Below are 19348 nucleotides of genomic sequence, written 5' to 3'. Positions count from 1 at the left end.
TCAGGAGGTCGGTCGGCGGCCGGTCGGTCAGGCGGGCGGTCGGCCGGTCGGTCAGGCGGTCAGGCGGTCAGGTGGCCGGTCGGCCGGTCAGGCGGGCGGCGAGCACCGGGCCGATGACGGCGAGCGCCTCGGGGCCCGTCATGGCGCCGTGGGTGCTCGGCACCTCGTGGACGTCGATCCGGCCGCCCACGTGGGGGCGCCAGCCGTCCGGGTCGGGGGCGTCGGCCGGGCGGTCCTTGGCGGCGGTGAAGACCACCGCGTCGCCGTCGTAGCCGGGCAGCGGGAGCGCGTGCGCCAGCTCGGCGTTGGCCTGGAAGACCGCGACCACCCTGGCCACCGCGGCGCCGCTGAGGCCCGCGAGCGGGCCCCCGCCGTGCCGGACCAGCTCGGCGTAGCCGTCCTCGCCCTCGGGCCAGGCGCCGATCTCCCCGGCCGGGTGGCCGAGCGAGTCGAGGATCACCGCCAGCTGCTCCGGGTCGTCCCGCCACTGCTCGGGCCCGGCCTCGCCGGCGCCCGGATAGGCGTCCAGCAGGGCCAGCAGCCGGACCTCCTCGCCCTGGTCGCGCAGCAGCGCGGCGATCGCGTGGGCGACGGCCCCGCCGAAGGACCAGCCGAGCAGGGCGTACGGGCCCTCGGGGCGGACGGCGCGGATCTGCGCGAGGTAGTCGCGCGCCAACTCCGCGACGGAGGAGGGGCGGTGGCCCGGATCGGCCAGGCCCGGGGCCTGGAGGCCGTAGATCGGCTGCTCGGCGTCGAGGTGGCGCAGCAGCCCCGTGTACACCCAGCTGATGCCCGCGGCCGGGTGGACGCAGAACAGCGGCGGGCGCGAGCCCCGGGTGCGGATCGGCAGCAGGACGGGGAAGCTCTCGGCGCCCGGCCCCCGGGCGAGCCGCTCGGCGAGCCCGGCGACGGTCGGCGCCTCGAACACGGTGCGGACCCCGATCCCCTCGCCCGCGCCGACCAGCTCCCGCAGCCCCGCGACCAGCCGGGCGGCCAGCAGCGAGTGCCCGCCCAGCTCGAAGAAGTTGTCGTCCACACCGACCCGTTCGAGCCCGAGCACGTCGGCGAACAGCCCGCAGAGCACCTCCTCCTGCGGCGTGCCGGGCGCCCGCCCGGCGCCGGGCCAGGCGGCGGCGTCGGGGGCGGGGAGGGCGCGGCGGTCGACCTTGCCGTTGGCGGTGAGGGGGAGGGCGTCCAGGGCCACGACGGCGGAGGGCACCATGTAGTCGGGCAGGGTCGCGCCGACGTGGGCCCGCAGGAGGGCCTGGTCGACCGTCTGCCCGGGCCGGGCCACGGCGTAGCCGACCAGGCGCCGGTCGCCGGGGCGGTCCTCGCGGACCAGGACGAAGGCCTGGGCGAGGGAGGGGTGGCGGACGAGGGCGGCCTCGATCTCGCCGGGTTCGATGCGGAACCCGCGGACCTTGACCTGGTGGTCGGTGCGGCCGAGGTACTCCAGGGAGCCGTCGGCCCGGCGGCGGGCGAGGTCACCGGTGCGGTACATCCGGCTGCCGGGGGCGCCGTACGGGTTGGCGACGAAGCGCTCGGAGGTCAGGCCGGGCCGGTTGAGGTAGCCCCTGGCCAGGCCGGCGCCCGCGAGGTAGAGCTCGCCGACGACCCCGGCGGGGACGGGCTGCAGGGCGGCGTCCAGGACGTGCAGCCGGGTGTTCAGGATGGGCCGGCCCAGCGGCGGTGCGATCCGGCCGGACAGCGGGGTGGTCATGCTGGCGCAGACGGTGGACTCCGTCGGCCCGTAGGCGTTGACCATCCGCAGGCGGGCGGACCAGTGCTCGACGAGGTCGGGCGGGCAGGCCTCCCCGGCGACGGTCAGGGTCTCGACGTGCGCGAGCGCGTCGGGGGGCAGGACGGCCAGGGCGGTCGGCGGCAGGGTGACGTGGGTGACGCCCTGCTCGGCGATCAGTTCGACCAGGGCGGGGCCGGGCAGCAGCTGGTCGGCGTCGGCGAGGACGGCGCGGGCGCCGGTGAGCAGGGCCAGGCTGAGCTCGGCGACGGCGGAGTCGAAGGAGGGGGAGGCGAACAGCAGGTAGCGGCTGTCCGGGGTCACGGCCAGGCTCCGGCGCTGGCTCTCGACCAGGGCGGCGAGGCCGGTGTGGGGGACGACGACGCCCTTGGGGCGGCCGGTGGAGCCGGAGGTGTAGATGACGTACGCGGCGGCGTCGGGGGTGGTGGCGGTGCCGGTTTCGGCGTCGGGTTCGGTGCCGGTTTCGGCGTCGGTTTCGGCGTCGGCGAGGTCGTGCGCCGGGTGGCCGGAGGTGTCGAGCTCCTCGACCAGCAGACGCGGGACGGCGCTGTCGGCCGGCAGGCCGGCGGCCACCGTGCCGGTGGTGAGGACCAGGACGGGGGCGGCGTCGGCGAGCATGTAGGCGATGCGGTCGGCCGGGTAGCGCGGGTCGAGCGGGAGGAAGGCCGCGCCGGCCTTGAGGACGGCGAGCTGGGCGACGATGAGCTCGATCGAGCGCTCCAAGGCGATCGCGACGAACCGCTCGGGGCCCGCGCCGTGTGCGGTGAGCAGCCGGGCGAGGCGGTTGGCGCGTCCGTTCAGCTCGGCGTAGGTGAGCTGTTCGGCGCCGAAGGCGAGCGCGACGGCGTCGGGGCGGGCGGCGGCCTGGGCCTGGAAGAGCGCCGGGAAGGTGGCGGGGGCGACGGAGTGGTCGGTGTCGTTCCAGGCCGTGATCAGCTGTCGGCGCTCCTCCGGCGCCAGGATCTCCACCTGGCCCACCCGCTGGTCAGGGTCGGCCAGCACCGCGCGCAGGGCGCGCTCGAACCGCGCGGCCGTCGCCGCCGCCGTGGCCCGGTCGAACAGGTCGACGGCGTACTCGACCGTCAGCTCCAGGCCGGCGGGGGCGCCGTCGCGGTCGAAGGCCTCGCTGAAGGCGAAGGTCAGGTCGAACTTGGCGAGGTCCGAATCCAGCGCCTCGACCCGGCCCGGCAGGCCGCCGAGGCGGATCGTTCCGGCGTCGCCGCCGGAGGTCAGCATCACCTGGCAGAGCGGGTGCCGGGCCGTCGAGCGCGCCGGGTTGAGCAGCTCGACCAGGCGCTCGAAGGGCACGTCCTGGTGCCCGAAGGCGTCCAGGGTGCCGATCCGGACGCGCTCCAGCAGCTCCCGGAAGCTCGGGTCGCCGGACGTGTCGGTGCGCAGCACCAGGGTGTTGACGAAGAAGCCGACCAGGTCGTCGAGCGCTTCGTCGGTGCGCCCGGCGACGACGGTGCCGATCGGCAGGTCGGTGCCCGCGCCCAGGCGGCCCAGCGTGGTGGCGAGTGCCGCCTGCATCACCATGAACACGCTGGCTCGGCTCTGCTGCGCCAGCTCGACCAGGGCGCCGTGGAGTTCGCCGTCCAGGTGCAGTTCCACCGCTGCACCCCGACGGGTCGGCGCGGTCGGGCGGGGGCGGTCGTAGGGGAGCGCCAGTTCCTCGGGGAGGCCGGACAGCACCTGCTGCCAGTGGGCGAGTTGTTCGGTGAGCAGGGTGGTGGGTTGTTGCGGGGTGCCGAGGAGTTCGTGTTGCCAGAGGGCGTAGTCGGCGTACTGCACCGGCAGCGGCTCCCACTGCGGTGCGGTGCCGGCGAGGCGGGCCTCGTAGGCGGTGGCGAGGTCGTGCAGGAGCGGGGCGACGGACCAGCCGTCGGTGGCGATGTGGTGCATCAGGACGAGCAGGACGTGTTCGTCCTGCGGGAGGGAGAACAGCGTGGCGCGGACGGGCAGGTCGTGGGCGAGGTCGAAGACCTCCCCGCCGGCCTCGGCCAGGGCGTCCTGGAGCGCTTCCTCGGTGGCCACCGACACGGTGTGCAGCGGGAGTTCGGGACGCTCGACGATCAGCTGGTGCGGCTGGCCGTCGGTGGTCGGGTAGACGGTGCGCAGCACCTCGTGGCGGTCGAGGACGTCCGTCAGCGCCGCCTGGAGGGCGGGGGCGTCGACCCGGCCGGTCAGGCGCACCGCGCACGGGGTGTTGTAGAGCGCGTTGGGGCCCTCGAACTGGTCGATGAACCACAGGCGTTGCTGTGCCGGGGAGAGCGGGATGCGCTCGGGCCGGTCGACGGGCCGCAGGGCCGGACGGGCCGTGCCGGAGGCGGGTAGGACGGCGGCCAGGGCGGCGACGGTCGGGGCGTCGAACAGGGCCCGGATGGGAAGTTCGGTGCTGAGGGCGGTGCGGATTCGGCTGACCAGTTTGGTGGCGAGGAGGGAGTGGCCGCCGAGGTCGAAGAAGCGGTCGTCGATGGTGACGGTGGTGAGTCCGAGGACGTCGGCGAAGAGTGTGCAGAGGGTTTGTTCGGTGGTGTTGCGGGGGGCGCGGCCTTCGGTGGTGCCGGTGTAGTCGGGGGCGGGGAGGGCGCGGCGGTCGACTTTGCCGTTGGCGGTGACGGGGAGGGTGTCGAGGATGACGACGGCGGCGGGGAGCATGTAGCTGGGGAGGGTGTCGGTGACGGCGGCGCGTAGTTCGCCGGGGGTGACGTTGCCGGTGATGTTGCCGGTGGAGGTGGTGGTGAGGGTGGTGTAGACGACGAGGCGTTTGTCGCCGGGTTGGTCTTCGCGGACGTGGGCGAGGGCTTGGCCGACGGCGGGGTGGGCGGTGAAGGCGGTTTCGACTTCGCCGAGTTCGATGCGGAAGCCGCGGATCTTGACCTGGTCGTCGGCGCGGCCGAGGAATTCCAGGACGCCGTCGGTGGTCCAGCGGGCGAGGTCGCCGGTGCGGTACATCCGTTCACCGGTGAGGAACGGGCAGGCGACGAAGCGTTCGGCGGTGAGGGAGGGGCGGCCGGTGTAGCCGCGGGCGAGTCCGGCGCCGGCGATGTAGAGCTCGCCTGCTACGCCGGCGGGTACGGGCTGCAAGGCGGTGTCGAGGACGTATGTCCGGGTGTTGGCCAGCGGGCGGCCGATCGGTACGACGTTCGGGACCGCCGAGGCGGGGGTCATGGTGAAGGTGGTCTTGATGGCCGTCGTCTCGGTGGGCGCGTAGACCGCGACGACGGAGGTGTCCGGGCACGCCTGGAAGAGCCGGCGGACGGCCTCGGGCGGGACGACGTCGCCGCCGGTCCACACCTGCCGGACGGCCCGGAAGGCCTCCGGCGTCTCCTCGGCCATCAGCCGCAGCAGGCCCGAGGGCGCCTGGACCAGGGTCACCCGGTGGGTGGTGATGGTCTCGGCGAGGCGCCGGATGTCCAGCTCGCCGGGCTCGGCCAGCACGATCGCCCCGCCGGTGACGAGCGGTGCCCAGATCTCGGTGGTGGAGGCGTCGAAGGCGGTGGGCGAGTGCAGCAGGACACGCTCGTGGTGGCCCGCGCGGAAGTGCTGGTTGCCCAGCAGGTCCACCACGTTGCGGTGGGTGACGGCGACGCCCTTGGGCAGGCCGGTCGAGCCCGAGGTGTACATCACGTAGACCAGCTGGCCGGGGTGCACGGGCACGGCCGGGTCGCCCGCTTCGGGGGCCGTGGCGAGCAGGGCGTCGGTGACCTCGACGGTGGCGAAGCCGCCGGTGGCGAGGACCGGATGCCCGTGGTGGGCCGGGTCGGTGAGCAGCAGGCCGGTGCGGGTGTCGGTGAGGATGTGCTGGAGCCGGTCCAGCGGGTAGCGGTCGTCCAGCGGGACGTACGTGCCGCCCGCCTTGGCGATCGCGAGGACGGCCGTGAGCAGCCCGGCGGAGCGCTCCATCAGCACCGCCACCGGCTGTTCGGTGGTCAGGCCGCGCGCCAGCAGCAGGGCGGCGAGGCGGTTGGCGCGGCCGTTCAGTTCGGCGTAGCTGAGCTGTTCGGCGTCGGTGATCAGGGCGGGGGCGTCGGGGGTGGTGGCGGCCTGGGCCTCGAACAGCCGGGGCAGGCTGGTGTCGGGCACCGGCGCGGTCGGTCCGTTCCAGCCGGTGAGCAGGTGCTCGCGTTCGGCGGGGTCGAGGATCTCGATGCTGCCGATCGGGGTGTCCGGGTCGGCCGCGACGGCGCGCAGGACGCGCAGCAGGCGCTCGGCGAGGGCGGTGGCGGTGGCGTGGTCGAAGAGGTCGGCCGCGTAGTCGACGGCGCCGCGGACACCGAGGCAGTCGCCGTCCGCCGTGAGGTGCTCGACGAAGTTGAAGTTCAGGTCGAACTGGGCCTGGGCCTCGCCGGCCTCGACCGGCCGGGCCGACGCCGGGCCGAAGGCGAGGTCGTCGGCCCGCTCCGTGTTCAGGGTGACGAGCGACTGGAAGAGGGGGTGGCCGGCGGTGCGGGTGGGGTTGAGGTGTTCGACCAGGCGCTCGAAGGGGATGTCCTGGTGGTCGTAGGCGTCGAGGTCGGTGCGGCGGACGCGGTCCAGCAGTTCCCGGAAGCTCGGGTCGCCGGTGGTGTCGGTGCGCAGCACCAGGGTGTTGACGAAGAAGCCGACCAGGTCGTCGAGGGCTTCGTCGGTGCGTCCGGCGACGACGGTGCCGATCGGCAGGTCGGTGCCCGTACCGAGGCGGGTGTAGAGGGTGGCGACGGCGGCTTGCAGGGCCATGAAGAGGCTGGCGTTCTGTGTGCCGGCCAACTCGGCCAGAGCGGTGTGCAGTTCGACGTCGAGTTCCAACTCGGCGGCGCCGCCCCGGCGGGTGGGCGCGGCCGGGCGCGGCCGGTCGTACGGGAGCGCCAGCTCCTCCGGGAGACCGGACAACGCCTGCTGCCAGTAGGCGAGTTGAAGGGAGACGACGCTCTCGGGGTCGTCCTCCTCGCCGAGCAGCTCGCGCTGCCAGAGGGTGTAGTCGGCGTACTGCACCGGCAGCGGCTCCCACTGCGGCTCGGTGTCGGCGAGCCGGGCCTCGTACGCGGTGGCGAGGTCGCGGAAGAGCGGGGCGACGGACCAGCCGTCGCTGGCGATGTGGTGCGTCAGCAGCAGCAGGACGTGCTCGCCCGGCGAGGGGAGGGCGTACAGCCAGGCGCGGACGGGGAGGTCGGCGGCGAGGTCGAAGACCTGCCCGGCGTCCTCGCGCAGCCGCTCGGACAGTTCGGCTTCGTCGGCCACCGGCACCCGGTGCAGCGGCGGGCGCCCCTGGTCGAGGATGTGCTGGTGGGGCTGGCCGTCGGTGGTCGGGAAGACGGTGCGCAGCACCTCGTGCCGGGCCACCACGTCCCACAGCGCGCCTTCGAGGGCGGCGGCGTCGAGCTCGCCGGTCAGCCGGAGGGCGAACGGCGTGTTGTAGAGGGCGCTCGGGCCCTCGAACTGCTCGATGAACCAGAGCCGCTGCTGGGCGAATGACAACGGGATCAAGGTCTGCCTCCGACTGGCGACTTACGGCTGCTGTGGCTGGTAGGGCTGGTAGGGCTGGTAGGGCTGGTGGGGTTCGGCGGTCGCGGGACGCGGCGGGCCGCGCCGCCGGCCGGGCCGGCGGCGGGCGCGCATCCTGTGGTGGACGGGGCCGCGACGTGGGCGGCAGGTCAGGCCGGGCCGCCCGGGCGGCGCATCGGCCGCAGGGCCGGGCGGGCCTTCTTCGGCGCGGCTGTCTGCTCGCGCCCGGGCAGGACGGCGGCCAGGGCGGCGACCGTGGGAGCGTCGAACAGGGTGCGGATCGGCAGCTCCGTCCCGAGGGCGGTGCGGATTCGGCTGACCAGTTTGGTGGCGAGGAGGGAGTGGCCGCCGAGGTCGAAGAAGCGGTCGTCGATGGTGACGGTGGTGAGTCCGAGGACGTCGGCGAAGAGTGTGCAGAGGGTTTGTTCGGTGGTGTTGCGGGGGGCGCGGCCTTCGGTGGTGCTGGTGTAGTCGGGGGCGGGGAGGGCGCGGCGGTCGACTTTGCCGTTGGCGGTGACGGGGAGGGTGTCGAGGATGACGACGGCGGCGGGGAGCATGTAGCTGGGGAGGGTGTCGGTGACGGCGGCGCGTAGTTCGCCGGGGGTGACGTTGCCGGTGACGTTGCCGGTGGAGGTGGTGGTGAGGGTGGTGTAGACGACGAGGCGTTTGTCGCCGGGTTGGTCTTCGCGGACGTGGGCGAGGGCTTGGCCGACGGCGGGGTGGGCGGTGAACGCAGCCTCCACCTCGCCGAGTTCGATGCGGAAGCCGCGGATCTTGACCTGGTCGTCGGCGCGGCCGAGGAATTCCAGGACGCCGTCGGTGGTCCAGCGGGCGAGGTCGCCGGTGCGGTACATCCGTTCACCGGTGAGGAACGGGCAGGCGACGAAGCGTTCGGCGGTGAGGGAGGGGCGGCCGGTGTAGCCGCGGGCGAGTCCGGCGCCGGCGATGTAGAGCTCGCCTGCCACGCCGGCGGGTACGGGCTGCAAGGTGCTGTCGAGCACGTACGTCCGGGTGTTGGCCAGCGGGCGGCCGATCGGCACCACGTTCGGGACCGCCGAGGCGGTCGGCATCGGGAACTGGGTCGCGCACAGCGTCGTCTCGGTCGGCCCGTACAGTGCCCGCACCGCGATGCCCGGGACGGCCTCCAGCACCCGGCGGACGGCCGGGGCGGAGACGACGTCCCCACCGGTCAGCACCTCGCGCACGCCGGTGAAGATGCCCGGGTCCTCCTCCGCGATGACGCGGAACAGCCCGGCGGTGACGTGCACGTGGGTGAGCCCGTGCGCCCGGACCAGCTCGCGGATGGCGGAGGCGTCCAGGTCGCCCTGCGGTGCGACGACCACCTGGCCGCCGGAGAGCAGCGGCGCCCACAGTTCGTAGGTCGAGGCGTCGAAGGCGTGCGGGGCGTGGAAGAGCACCCGCAGCCCGTCGGGGTGGTGCCAGCACGGGTCCGTCGCGAGCTGCACCACGTCCCGGTGGGTGATGGCGATGCCCTTGGGCACCCCGGTGGATCCGGAGGTGAACATCACGTACGCGAGCTGCTCAGGGTGGAGCCCGGCGGGCTGGGCGCGCCGCCTGCGCGGGCCGTCGAACCAGCCCTCGGTGAGCGGCAGGACGGGGCAGGGGGCGTCGGCGGCCAGCGGGTGGCCCTGGTGGGCGGGATCGACCAGGACGAGCGCCGCCCGCGTCTCGGCGGTGATCTGCCGCAGCCGCTCGGCCGGGTGCCGGTCGTCCAGCGGGACGTAGGTGCCGCCGGTCTTGGCCACCGCCAGGATCGCCGTCACCAGGTCGGCGGAGCGGTCCATCAGGAGGACCACCGGGGTGTCGGCGCCGACGCCCGACTCGGCGAGGTGGGCGGCCAAGTGTTCCGCCCGGGAGTCGAGTTCGGCGTAGCTGAGCTGTTCGGTGCCGGTGATCAGGGCGGGGGCGTCGGGGGTGGCGGCGGCCTGGGCCTCGAACAGCCGGGGCAGGCTGGTGCCGGGCACCGGTGTCGTCGGTCCGTTCCAGCCGGTGAGCAGGTGCTCGCGTTCGGCGGGGTCGAGGATCTCGATGCTGCCGATCGGGGTGTCCGGGTCGGCGGCGACGGCGCGCAGGACGCGCAGCAGCCGTTCGGCGAGGGCGGTGGCGGTGGCGTGGTCGAAGAGGTCGGCCGCGTACTCGACCGCCACCGACAGGCCCGCCTGGGAGCCCTGTTCGGTGAAGCGGAAGGACAGGTCGAACTTGGCCACGTCCAGCTCGAAGGGGTGGTCCGCGCAGGCCAGGTCGCCGAAGGCGGCGGGCACCACCGGGCCGCTCTCCAGGGCGACGAGCGACTGGAAGAGGGGATGGCGGGTGGTGCGCGGGGGGTTGAGGTGTTCGACCAGGCGCTCGAAGGGGATGTCCTGGTGGTCGTAGGCGTCGAGGTCGGTGCGGCGGACGCGGTCCAGCAGTTCCCGGAAGGTGGGGTTGCCGGACGTGTCGGTGCGCAGCAGCAGGGTGTTGACGAAGAAGCCGACCAGGTCGTCGAGGGCTTCGTCGGTGCGGCCGGCGACGGGGGTGCCGAGCGGGAGGTCGGTGCCCGCGCCGAGGCGGGTGTAGAGGGTGGCGACGGCGGCTTGCAGGGCCATGAACAGGCTGGCGTTCTGCGTGCCGGCCAACTCGGCCAGGGCGGTGTGCAGTTCGGCGCCGACCTCGAACTCGGCGGAGCCGCCCCGGTGGCTGGGCGCGGTCGGGCGCGGCCGGTCGTAGGGGAGCGCCAGCTCCTCCGGGAGGCCGGACAACGCCTGCTGCCAGTAGTCGAGTTGCTCGGTAAGCAGGGTGGTGGGCTGCTGCGGGGTGCCGAGGAGTTCGTGCTGCCAGAGCGCGTAGTCGGCGTACTGCACCGGCAGCGGCTCCCACCGCGGTGCGGCGCCGGCCAGCCGGGCCTGGTACGCGGTGGCGAGGTCGCGCAGGAGCGGGGCGACGGACCAGCCGTCGGTGGCGATGTGGTGCATCAGGACGAGCAGGACGTGCTCGTCGTGCGGGAGGGAGAACAGCGTGGCGCGGACGGGCAGGTCGTGGGCGAGGTCGAAGACCTCCCCGCCGGCCTCGGCCAGGGCGGCCCGGAGCGCCTCCTCGGTGGCCACGGGTATGGCCCGCAGGATCGACTCGGGGGCCTCGGCGACCAGTTGGTGCGGCTGGCCGTCGGTGGTCGGGAAGACGGTGCGCAGCACCTCGTGCCGGGCCACCACGTCCCGCAGCGCGCCTTCCAGCGCGGTGCGGTCGAGGGTGCCGGTCAGCCGGAGGGCGACGGGGGTGTTGTAGAGCGCGCTCGGGCCCTCGAACTGCTCGATGAACCAGAGGCGTTGCTGCGCGGAGGACAGCGGGACGCGCTCCGGCCGGGTGGTGGGCCGCAGGGACGGGCGGGCCGCGCCGGAGGCGGGCAGGGAGGCGGCCAGGGCGGCCACCGTCGGGTGGTCGAAGAGCGCGCGGATCGGCAGCTCCGTGCCGAGGGCGGCGCGGACGCGGCTGACCAGCTTGGTGGCGAGCAGCGAGTGGCCGCCCAGGTCGAAGAAGCTGTCGTCGATGCCGACCGAGGCCAGTCCGAGGACCTCGGCGAAGAGCGTGCAGAGCGCCTGCTCGGTGCCGGTGCGCGGGGCCCGGCCGGCGGTGGCGCCGCTGTAGTCGGGGGCGGGCAGGGCGCGGCGGTCGACCTTGCCGTTGGGGGTGACGGGCAGCGCGTCGAGGGCGACGATCGCGGCGGGCACCATGTAGCCGGGCAGGCGGTCGGTGACGAAGGCGCGCAGTTCGTCGGGCCGGACGGGGCCCGTGACGTAGGCGACCAGGCGCTTGTCGCCCGGCTGGTCCTGGCGGACCATGGCGACGGCCTGGCCGACGGCCGGGTGGGCGGTGAACGCGGCCTCCACCTCGCCGAGTTCGATCCGGAAGCCGCGCAGCTTGACCTGGTCGTCGGCGCGGCCGACGAACTCCAGTTCGCCCGTGGTGGTCCAGCGCACCACGTCGCCGGTGCGGTACATCCGGCCGCCGGGCTCGCCGAAGGGGCAGGCCACGAAGCGCTCGGCGGTCAGGCCGGCGCGGCCGACGTAGCCCCGGGCCAGCCCGGCGCCCGCGACGTACAGCTCACCGGCGACGCCGACGGGGACCGGGCGCAGTCCGGCGTCCAGCGCGTACACCCGGGTGTTGGGCAGCGGCCGCCCGATCGGTACGGCGGCCGGCACCTCGGCGGCGGTGGCCATCGGGTGGCGGGTCGCGAAGGTGGTCGTCTCCGTCGGCCCGTAGCCGTTCACCACCCGCAGGCCGGGGCAGTGCTCCAGCACCCGCCGGATGGCGGCCGGCGAGACGATGTCCCCGCCCGTCCACACCTCGCGCAGCCCGGCGAAGGTCTCCGGGGCCTCGGCGGCCAGCACGTTGAAGAGCCCGACCGTCATCCAGGCGGCGCCGACCCGCCCCCGGCCGATCGCGGTCGCCAGCTCGGCGACGCCGAGCCGCCCGGCCGGGGCGACCACCACGCGGCCGCCCGAGAGCAGCGGCACCCAGAGCTCGTAGGTGGAGGCGTCGAAGGCGACGGGGGAGTGCAGCAGGACGCGCTCGTGGCCGCCGCCCGCGAACGCCCCGCCGAGCGCGAGGTCCACCACGGACCGGTGGGTGACGCCGATGCCCTTGGGCACGCCGGTCGAGCCGGAGGTGTGCATCACGTACGCCAACTGGTCGGCGCTCAAGGGGAGTCCGAGGTTCCCGGCGGTCTCGTCGCCCTCGGGGTCGAGTACGTCCGAGGGGTCGAGCACCTCCAGCCCGGCCAGCGCGGGGTGCGCCCGGTGGGCGGTGTCGGCCAGCACCAGTCGGGCCCCGGAGTCCGCGAGGACGGCCCGCAGGCGCTCGGCCGGCTGCGCGCCGTCCAGCGGCACGAAGGCGCCGCCGGCCTTGAGTACGGCCAGGATCGCCACCACCAGGGCGGCCGAGCGCTCCATCAGCAGTGCGACGGGGGTCTCCGGGCGGACCCCGGCCTCGACCAGCCGCACCGCCGACCCGTTGGCCCGTGCGTTGAGTTCGGCGTAGGTCAGCTCGACGTCGCCGGCCGTGAGCGCGACCGCGTCGGGCGTCGCGGCGGCCCGCGCCTCGAACAGTTCGGGCAGCGCGGCCTCCGGCAGCGGCGCGGTGGCGCCGGTCCCGCCGGTCAGCAGCCGTTCGCGCTCCTCCTCGGTCAACACCTGGACGGTGCCGACGAGTTCGGCCGGGTCGGCGACGATCCGGTCGAGCAGGGCGAGGAAGCGGTCCAGCAGGGTGCGCGCCTCGGCGGGGGTGAAGGCGTCGGGCCGGTGGTCCAGGCGCAGTTGGAGGCCGTCGCCCGGGGTGAGGGCCAGCAGCAGCGGGTAGTGCGCGCTGTCGACGTCCTCGACCAGGGTGACGTGGGTGGCGCCGCTCGGGTCGGCCTCGTCCAGGGCGGACGGGTCCGGGTAGTTGCCGTACACCGTGACGGTGTCGAACAGGCTTCCCACTCCGGCGAGTTGCTGGATCTCGGTGAGGCTGAGGTGCTGGTGGTCCAGCAGCGCGGACTGCTCGTGCTGGAGGCGCAGCAGCAGCTGCCCCCAGCTCTCGGCCGGGTCGAGGGTGACGCGCACCGGCACGGTGTTGATGAGCAGGCCCACCATCCGCTCCACGCCCGGCAGGTCGTGCGGCCGGCCGGAGACGGTGGTGCCGAAGAGCACGTCCTCGCGCCCGGTGAGCCGGGCCAGCAGCACGCCCCAGGCGGCCTGGACGAGGGTGTTGAGGGTGACGCCGTAGCGGCGGGCGGTGCGGGCCAGCGCCTCGGTGGCCGCCGGGGTGAGGCCGGTGTGCAGGCGCAGCGGCAGCTGCGGGGCGGCGGCCGAGCGGCCGGGGGCCAGCAGGGTGGGCTCGTCGGCGCCCGCCAGGGCCCGGGCCCAGGCGGCGCGGGCGGCGGCGCCGTCGCGCCGGGTGAGCCAGCGCAGGTACTCGCGGTAGGGGGCGGCCGGGGGCATCGGCTGCTGGAAGTACAGGCCCCACAGCTCCTCGGCGAACAGCGGGGTGGACCAGCCGTCGAGCAGGATGTGGTGCGCGGCGGCGATCAGCTGGTGGCGCCCGGGGGCGAGGGTGAGCAGGGTGTAGCGCAGCAGCGGCGGCCGGGCGAGGTCGAAGCGGCGGCCGTACTCGGCGGCGGCGATCCGCGCGGCCTCGGCCCGCGGGTCGGCGTGCGCCGTCAGGTCGAGGACGGTGAAGGGCAGTTCGACGCCGTCCGGCACGGCCTGCACGGGCGGGCCGTCGGGGCGCTGGTGGAAGCCCGCCTTGAGGTTCGGGTGGCGCAGCAGCAGCGCCTCGGCGGCGGCGCGCAGCCGGTCGGCGTCCACCGGGCCGGTGAGGTCGAAGGTGCAGACGGAGGTGTAGACGTCGGCGCCGTCGGTGTCGTACGCCGCGTGGAAGGCCATGCCCTGCTGGAGCGGCGAGGTGGGCCAGACGTCCACCAGGCGGGCGGGGGCGTGGTGTTCGGCGAGCCGGTCCACGTCGGACTGGCCGAGCGTGACGAGCGGGAAGTCGGAGGGGGTGTGTCCGCCCGCGTCCGGCCGGTCGGCGTGCTCGGCGAGCGCGCGCAGCGCGGTGAACCACGCCTCGGCGAGCGCGGCCACCCGCTCCTCGGCGAGCAGCCCGGTGGCGTAGGACCACTGGGCGACCAGCAGCGGGCCCTGCGGGGTGTCGACGGTGGTGGCGTCCAGGCCGAGCACCCGGCCGAGCGCGAGGCCGGTCGCGGCACCCTCGCTCATCGCCTCGGTGCCGGCGAGCACGTCCTCGGCGGTGACGCCCTCCGGCGCGAAGCGGCCCAGGTAGTTGAACTCGACCTGCGGATCGGCGTACCCCTCCAGCACGGCGGCGGTGGCCGGGTTGAGGTGGCGCAGCAGGCCGTAGCCGATGCCGTTGTCCGGGACGGCGCGCAGCTGCTCCTTGACCCGGCCGAGGGCCCGGCCGAGCCCGGGGCCGGCGGCGGTGACCTCGGACCAGGGCAGCGCCCCGGGGGCGAGCCGGACGGGGTAGAGGGAGGTGAACCAGCCGGCGGTGCGGTGCAGGTCGACGCCGTCGACGATCTCCTCGCGGCCGTGGCCCTCCGCGGTCACCAGCACGGCGCCGTCCGGACCGGTGGTCGCCTCGCCGCGCCAGTGGCCGAGGGCGAGCGCCAGCGCGGTGAGCAGCACGTCGTTGACCTGCGCGTGGTAGGCGGCCGTGACCCGGGTCAGCAGCGCCTGGGTGGTCTCGGCGGGCAGCACGAGCCGCAGGACGCCCTCGGTGGCGTAGGTGTCCCGGGCCGGGTCGAGCGGGCGCGCGCCGAGCAGCGGGTCCGGGGTGGCCAGGGCGGCCTCCCAGAGCGGGAGTTCGGCGGCCCGGCGGTCGGTCCCGGCCTCGGCGGTGAGCCGCTGGGCCCAGCGGCGGAAGGAGGTGGGCACCGGCGCCAGCGCCACGGCCCGGCCCTCGCGGACGGCGGCGAGCGCGGCGAGCAGGTCCTCCTCGACGATGCGCCAGGTGACGCCGTCCACCGCCAGGTGGTGGATCACGAGCAGGAGCTGCGGGGGCAGGCCCGGCCCGGCGTCGAACCGGACGGCCTGGAGCATCCGGCCGTCCTCGGGCGAGAGGCGCTCGCGGGCGGCCTCGGTCTCGGCGCGCAGCGCCTGCTCGGTGGCCGGGCCCGCGACGTGCCGCAGCGCGGCCTCGGCGGGGACGGCGCCGGGGGCGGGGACGTGCAGCGTCCAGGGGCGCTCGGCGAGCGGGGAGGTGCGGGCGCGGAAGACGTCGTGGTGGTCGAGCAGCGCCTGGAGGGCCGTGGCCACGTGCTCGGGCCCGCTCCCGGCGGGGAGGGTGAGCAGGGTGGACTGGTAGAAGCTCTCGACGGCACCGTGCTGCGCGGCCAGCCAGTGCACGATGGGCGTCGGCGGCACCTCGCCGAGGCCGGCCCCGGCGGGTTCGGCGACGACCGGCCCCTCCAGCGGTCGGGCGATCCGGGCCAGTGCCTCGACGGTCGGCGAGAGGAACACCTCGCGGGGGGTGAGCTGCAGCCCGGCGTGCCGGGCCCGGGAGACGAGCCGGATGGCCACGATGGAGTCCCCGCCGAGCTCGAAGAAGGAGTCCGTGACGCCCACCGCGGGCAGGCCCAGCACCTCGGCGAAGAGGCGGGCGAGGGCGTGCTCCAGCTCCCCGGCGGGGGCCCGGCCGCCCTCCTCGGCGGCGGCGAAGACCGGCGCCGGCAGGGCGCGCTTGTCCACCTTGCCGTTGGGCGTGAGCGGCAGCCGGTCGAGCACCACGACGGTGGGCACCATGTGGTCGGGCAGCCGCTCGGCGCAGTACGCGCGCAGCTCGGCCGGGTCGGCGGCGCCGACGGTGTAGCCGACCAGGCGGCGCTCGCCCGGGTGGTCCTCGCGGACCAGCACCACGGCCTGGCGCACCTCGGGGTGGGCGGAGAGGGTCTGCTCGACCTCGCCGAGCTCCACCCGGAAGCCGCGGATCTTCACCTGGTCGTCGGCCCGGCCGACGAAGTCCAGCTGTCCGTCCGGCCGGTGGCTGCCGAGGTCGCCGGTGCGGTACATCCGGTCGCCGGGCTCGCCGAAGGGGCAGGCGACGAAGCGCTCGGCGGTCAGGCCGGGGCGCCCGAGGTAGCCCCGGGCCAGGTGCGGGCCGGAGACGTACAGCTCGCCCACGGTGCCCGGCTCGACCGGGCGCAGCCGCTCGTCCAGCACGTGGATGCGCACGTCCTGGCAGGGGTGGCCGATCGGGGGCTGCTCCTCGCCGGTGAGCGGCTCGCTCATCGTGACGATGACGGTGGTCTCGGTCGGCCCGTAGCTGTTGAGCATCAGGCGGTCGCGGCCGCAGCGGGCGGCCAGTTCGCGCGGGATGGCCTCGCCGCCGCCGATCAGGGTGCGCAGGGAGGGCAGCGGCACGTCCGGCAGGGTGGCCGCCATCGCGGTGGCGATGTCGGCGTGGGTGACGCCGTACTGCTCGATCAGCGCGGCCAGCGGCTCGCCGACCAGCTGGCTCTGCTCGCGGGGGAGCACCAGGGCGGCGCCCGTGGAGAGCGCCACGGCCAGGTCGGAGACGGAGACGTCGAAGCTGAGCGAGGCGGCCTGGAGCACCCGGCTGCCGGGGCCGACCCCGGTGGCGGCGACCTGCGTGTCGATCATGCTGGGCAGCCCGGTGTGGGTGACGGCCACGCCCTTGGGCACTCCGGTGGAGCCGGAGGTGTAGATCACGTACGCGGTGTTCCCGGCGCTCAGCGGCCGCACCCGCTCGGCGGCCGTGAAGGGGGTGCCGGGTCGGGCGGCCAGCTCGGCGAGGTGCCCGAGGGAGTCGAGCAGCAGCCGGGGGGCGCCGGTCTCGGGCAACTGGGCGGCGGCCTCGGCGGTGGTGAGCACCAGGGCGGCGCGGGAGTCGGTCAGCATGTGGCGCAGCCGCTCGGCGGGGTAGGCCGGGTCGGCGGGCAGCCAGGCGGCGCCGGTCTTGGCCACGGCGAGGATCGCGGCGACGGCCTCGGGGGACTTCGGCAGGGCGAGCGCGACGATGTCCTCGGTGCCCAGGCCGCGGGCCGCGAGCACCCGGGCCAGCCGGTTGGCGCGGGCGTCCAGCTCGGCGTACGTGAGGGTGGTGCCCTCGGCGTACAGGGCGGGGGCCTGCGGGGTGCGGGACGTCTGGGCGTCGACCAGCGCGGTCAGGGTCGGCCGCCGGTCGGCTCTGTGCGTCTGCTGGACCCCGGACATGTGACTCTCTCCCTCGTACGGCTGGCCCCCGCGGTGGCGGGAACGGCTTGCTCGGCGACCTTCGGGGCGGTCGGCCCGGGCGGTCGATGGAGCGGCGGTGCGGTGGCGTGGTGGCGCGGTGCTGGTGGTTCCGGCTGTTCTGGTGGTTTTGGTGGTGCGGCTTCAGCGCTGGGCTGTCGCGGTCAGTGGCCGGACTGCTGGGCGAGCAGGCTCTTCGGCCGCAGGTCCTGCCAGTGCTGTTCGACGTAGTCGAGGCAGTCCTGCCGCCCGGCGGCGCCGAAGACCTGCTGCCAGCCGTCGGGCACCGGGCTGAAGACCGGCCACAGCGAGTGCTGGCCCTCGTCGTTCACCAGGACGAGGTAGCTGGCGTCGGGGTCCTCGAACGGGTTCGCCATCGTCGGTTTCCTCTTTGTTCGGAGAAATTTCGGGGAGGGGGGAATTACGCCGGAGCGCGGCTCACGGACCCCAGCCGGAGTCGGCGTTGGGCGCCGAGACGGGGGTGGCGGCGGCCAGGGGTGAGGACGGGTCGGCGCTGCTCTGGACGCCCAGTCCGGCGACCAGCAGAACGGCGAGAATCCCGAGCATATGGTGAATGCGAACGGCAAGATTCTTCATCGTTAATTCCTTTTTCCGAGGGGGCGGTCGGCCCTCTTCGCTCGGAAATTCATCCTGCCGAGGCTCAAACGGGGGTGGAAGCTCTGGCCATGATCGGGAACACGCATTGCGGGAACCGGAAGCTCGAACAGATCATGTCAAAAACAGACAGATCTGATCCAAAGAGTGCCTGGCACTGTCAGATCAGTGGTGGGAACAGGTCACTGGCGAGGGTTTCGGTCAACCGCGCCCCCGGCGCGTCGGCGAGGGCGGCCCCGGCCCCCGGAAGCCGCCGAAGCCGCCGCGGGGGCGGGGGTTACGGAGCGTCAGGACAAGGGTTCACGGAGCGTCAGAAGTGGGAGCCCCGGCGCAGTTCCTCGCGGACGGCGGGCCAGTCACCGGTCCACGTCCGCCCCGCCGAGGCGGGTGACTCCAGGGCGATCGTCGCCAGGTAGGCGCGCTTGAGCGCGGCCCGCTCGTCCTGCACCCGGCCCGAGGCCTGCTCGATCCGGCGCAGCCGGGCGTGCAGCCGCTCCAGCGCGCCCCCGCCCGCGAGCAGGCGCCGCGCCTCGGGGCCGAAACGGAAGCCGGCGGCGAGCAGCGGCCAGGCCGACCGCCACACCCGGAACACCTCGCGGTGGCCCGGACCCCACTCCCGCTCGGCCCGGGACAGCCGCGCCATCGCCGCCCGCTCGGTGGGCGCGGCACAGATCTCGCGCAGCGTCCGTGCGAGCGCACCCCAGTCCTCGCCGGGCGCGTGCCGCAGCGCGGCGGGCAGCAGGTGGGCCATCGAGCCGTGCACCAGGGTGCGCGGCCACCGCGCCGCCACCGCCTCGGCCAGGCCCCCGCCGGTGTCGCCGACCAGCACCCAGACCTCGCGCACCCCGCGCTCGGTGAGCTCGGCCAGCACCTGCGGCCAGTGCTCCCCGTCCGTGGCCGGCCACAGGCCCAGGACCTCGCGCCCGCCGTCGGCGGAGATCCCGAGCGCCAGGTGCACCAGCGGGCCGCCCGAGCGGCCGCTGCGCACCGCGTCGAGGAAGACCACCGGGTAGACGGGGTCGAGCGGGCACCGGCGCCGCTCGTCGAGTTCGTCGAGCACCTGGTCGGTGATGGCGGAGACGGTCTCCCGGCTGAGCTCCACGCCGTACACCTCGGCCAGGTGCGCCACCAGCTCGCCGGAGCTGAGGCCGCGCGCGGTGAGCGAGATGACCAGCCGGTCGAGGCCGGGCAGCCGGCGGGCCCGGGGGCGGACGGCCCGGGGGGTGAAGCTGCCCTGGCGGTCCCGGGGCACCCGCACCTCGACCGGGCCGACCTCGGTGAGCAGCCGTCTGGCCCGGGCGCCGTTGCGGACGTTGGCGCCGGGTTCGGCCCCGCGCAGGTGCTCCTGGAGTTCGAGCTCCAGGGCGTGCTCGATCAGCTGCTTGGCGAGCGTCTGGAACAGCCCGCCGTCGCCCAGCAGCCGGATCGCGCCGGAGCCGACCTGCTCGGCGGCGGCCTCCGCCAACTGCCGTACCAGCCGCTGGTCCACCAGCTCGGCCAGGTCCACGGGCGGGACCGCCGGGCCGGGATCAGCTCGCAACAAGGGGTGCCCTCCGTCTGTCGGCCGTTCGTCCGCCGGCCGTCCGCCCCGGCCGCCCTGACGGGGCGACGGGCGCGAGACGGCGGCCATCCGCCTGTCACCGCGGCCGGGTGCGCTCGGGTCCGCCACTGCCGCGGTCGGCTCCCCCGCCTCCGGGCGCGCTCGGCTTCGCCGTCGACCGCTGATTTCCGCGCCACTTGGGCGTAC

5 protein-coding genes are annotated in these 19348 nt (G+C 75.0%); all 5 read right to left on the bottom strand.

Features of this window, described 5'->3' with window-relative positions; genetic code table 11:
- Positions 1–67 precede the first annotated feature (67 nt).
- The 5 genes from ACIO9K_RS02785 to ACIO9K_RS02765 all read right to left on the bottom strand — a co-directional run bounded on the left by ACIO9K_RS02785 (position 68) and on the right by ACIO9K_RS02765 (position 19144).
- A complete protein-coding gene (locus tag ACIO9K_RS02785) occupies positions 68–7225 on the bottom strand; it encodes an amino acid adenylation domain-containing protein (RefSeq protein WP_400326419.1) in 7158 nt (2385 codons plus the stop codon).
- A gap of 167 nt (positions 7226–7392) precedes the next feature.
- Positions 7393–16968, bottom strand: coding sequence for an amino acid adenylation domain-containing protein (locus tag ACIO9K_RS02780; protein ID WP_400326417.1), 9576 nt, complete (start codon positions 16966–16968; stop codon positions 7393–7395).
- 182 nt (positions 16969–17150) lie between these two features.
- Entirely contained in the window at positions 17151–17363 is a 213-nt protein-coding gene (locus ACIO9K_RS02775) for an MbtH family protein (RefSeq protein ID WP_363585184.1), read from the bottom strand.
- A 61-nt stretch (positions 17364–17424) separates the two neighbouring features.
- Positions 17425–17553 (bottom strand): hypothetical protein, encoded by a 129-nt coding sequence (locus ACIO9K_RS02770; RefSeq protein WP_363623293.1) that lies wholly within the window; start codon positions 17551–17553, stop codon positions 17425–17427.
- 358 nt (positions 17554–17911) lie between these two features.
- The gene (locus ACIO9K_RS02765) at positions 17912–19144 is read right to left on the bottom strand and encodes an IS256 family transposase (protein WP_363585180.1); all 1233 of its coding nucleotides are present in this window, start codon (positions 19142–19144) and stop codon (positions 17912–17914) included.
- Positions 19145–19348: the final 204 nt, after the last annotated feature.

Source organism: Kitasatospora sp. NPDC087271 (genome assembly GCF_044744605.1).
Taxonomy (GTDB): Bacteria; Actinomycetota; Actinomycetes; order Streptomycetales; family Streptomycetaceae; genus Kitasatospora.
Note: the sequence above shows the minus strand (reverse complement) of the source record. Positions and strands in the feature narration are given on the sequence as shown.

Excerpts from the sequence above, each read along its gene's own strand:
- ACIO9K_RS02770 (WP_363623293.1), bottom strand. The coding sequence starts at position 17,553 with ATGCTCGGGATTCTCGCCGTTCTGCTGGTCGCCGGACTGGGCGTCCAG.
- ACIO9K_RS02775 (WP_363585184.1), bottom strand. The coding sequence starts at position 17,363 with ATGGCGAACCCGTTCGAGGACCCCGACGCCAGCTACCTCGTCCTGGTG.
- ACIO9K_RS02780 (WP_400326417.1), bottom strand. The coding sequence starts at position 16,968 with ATGTCCGGGGTCCAGCAGACGCACAGAGCCGACCGGCGGCCGACCCTG.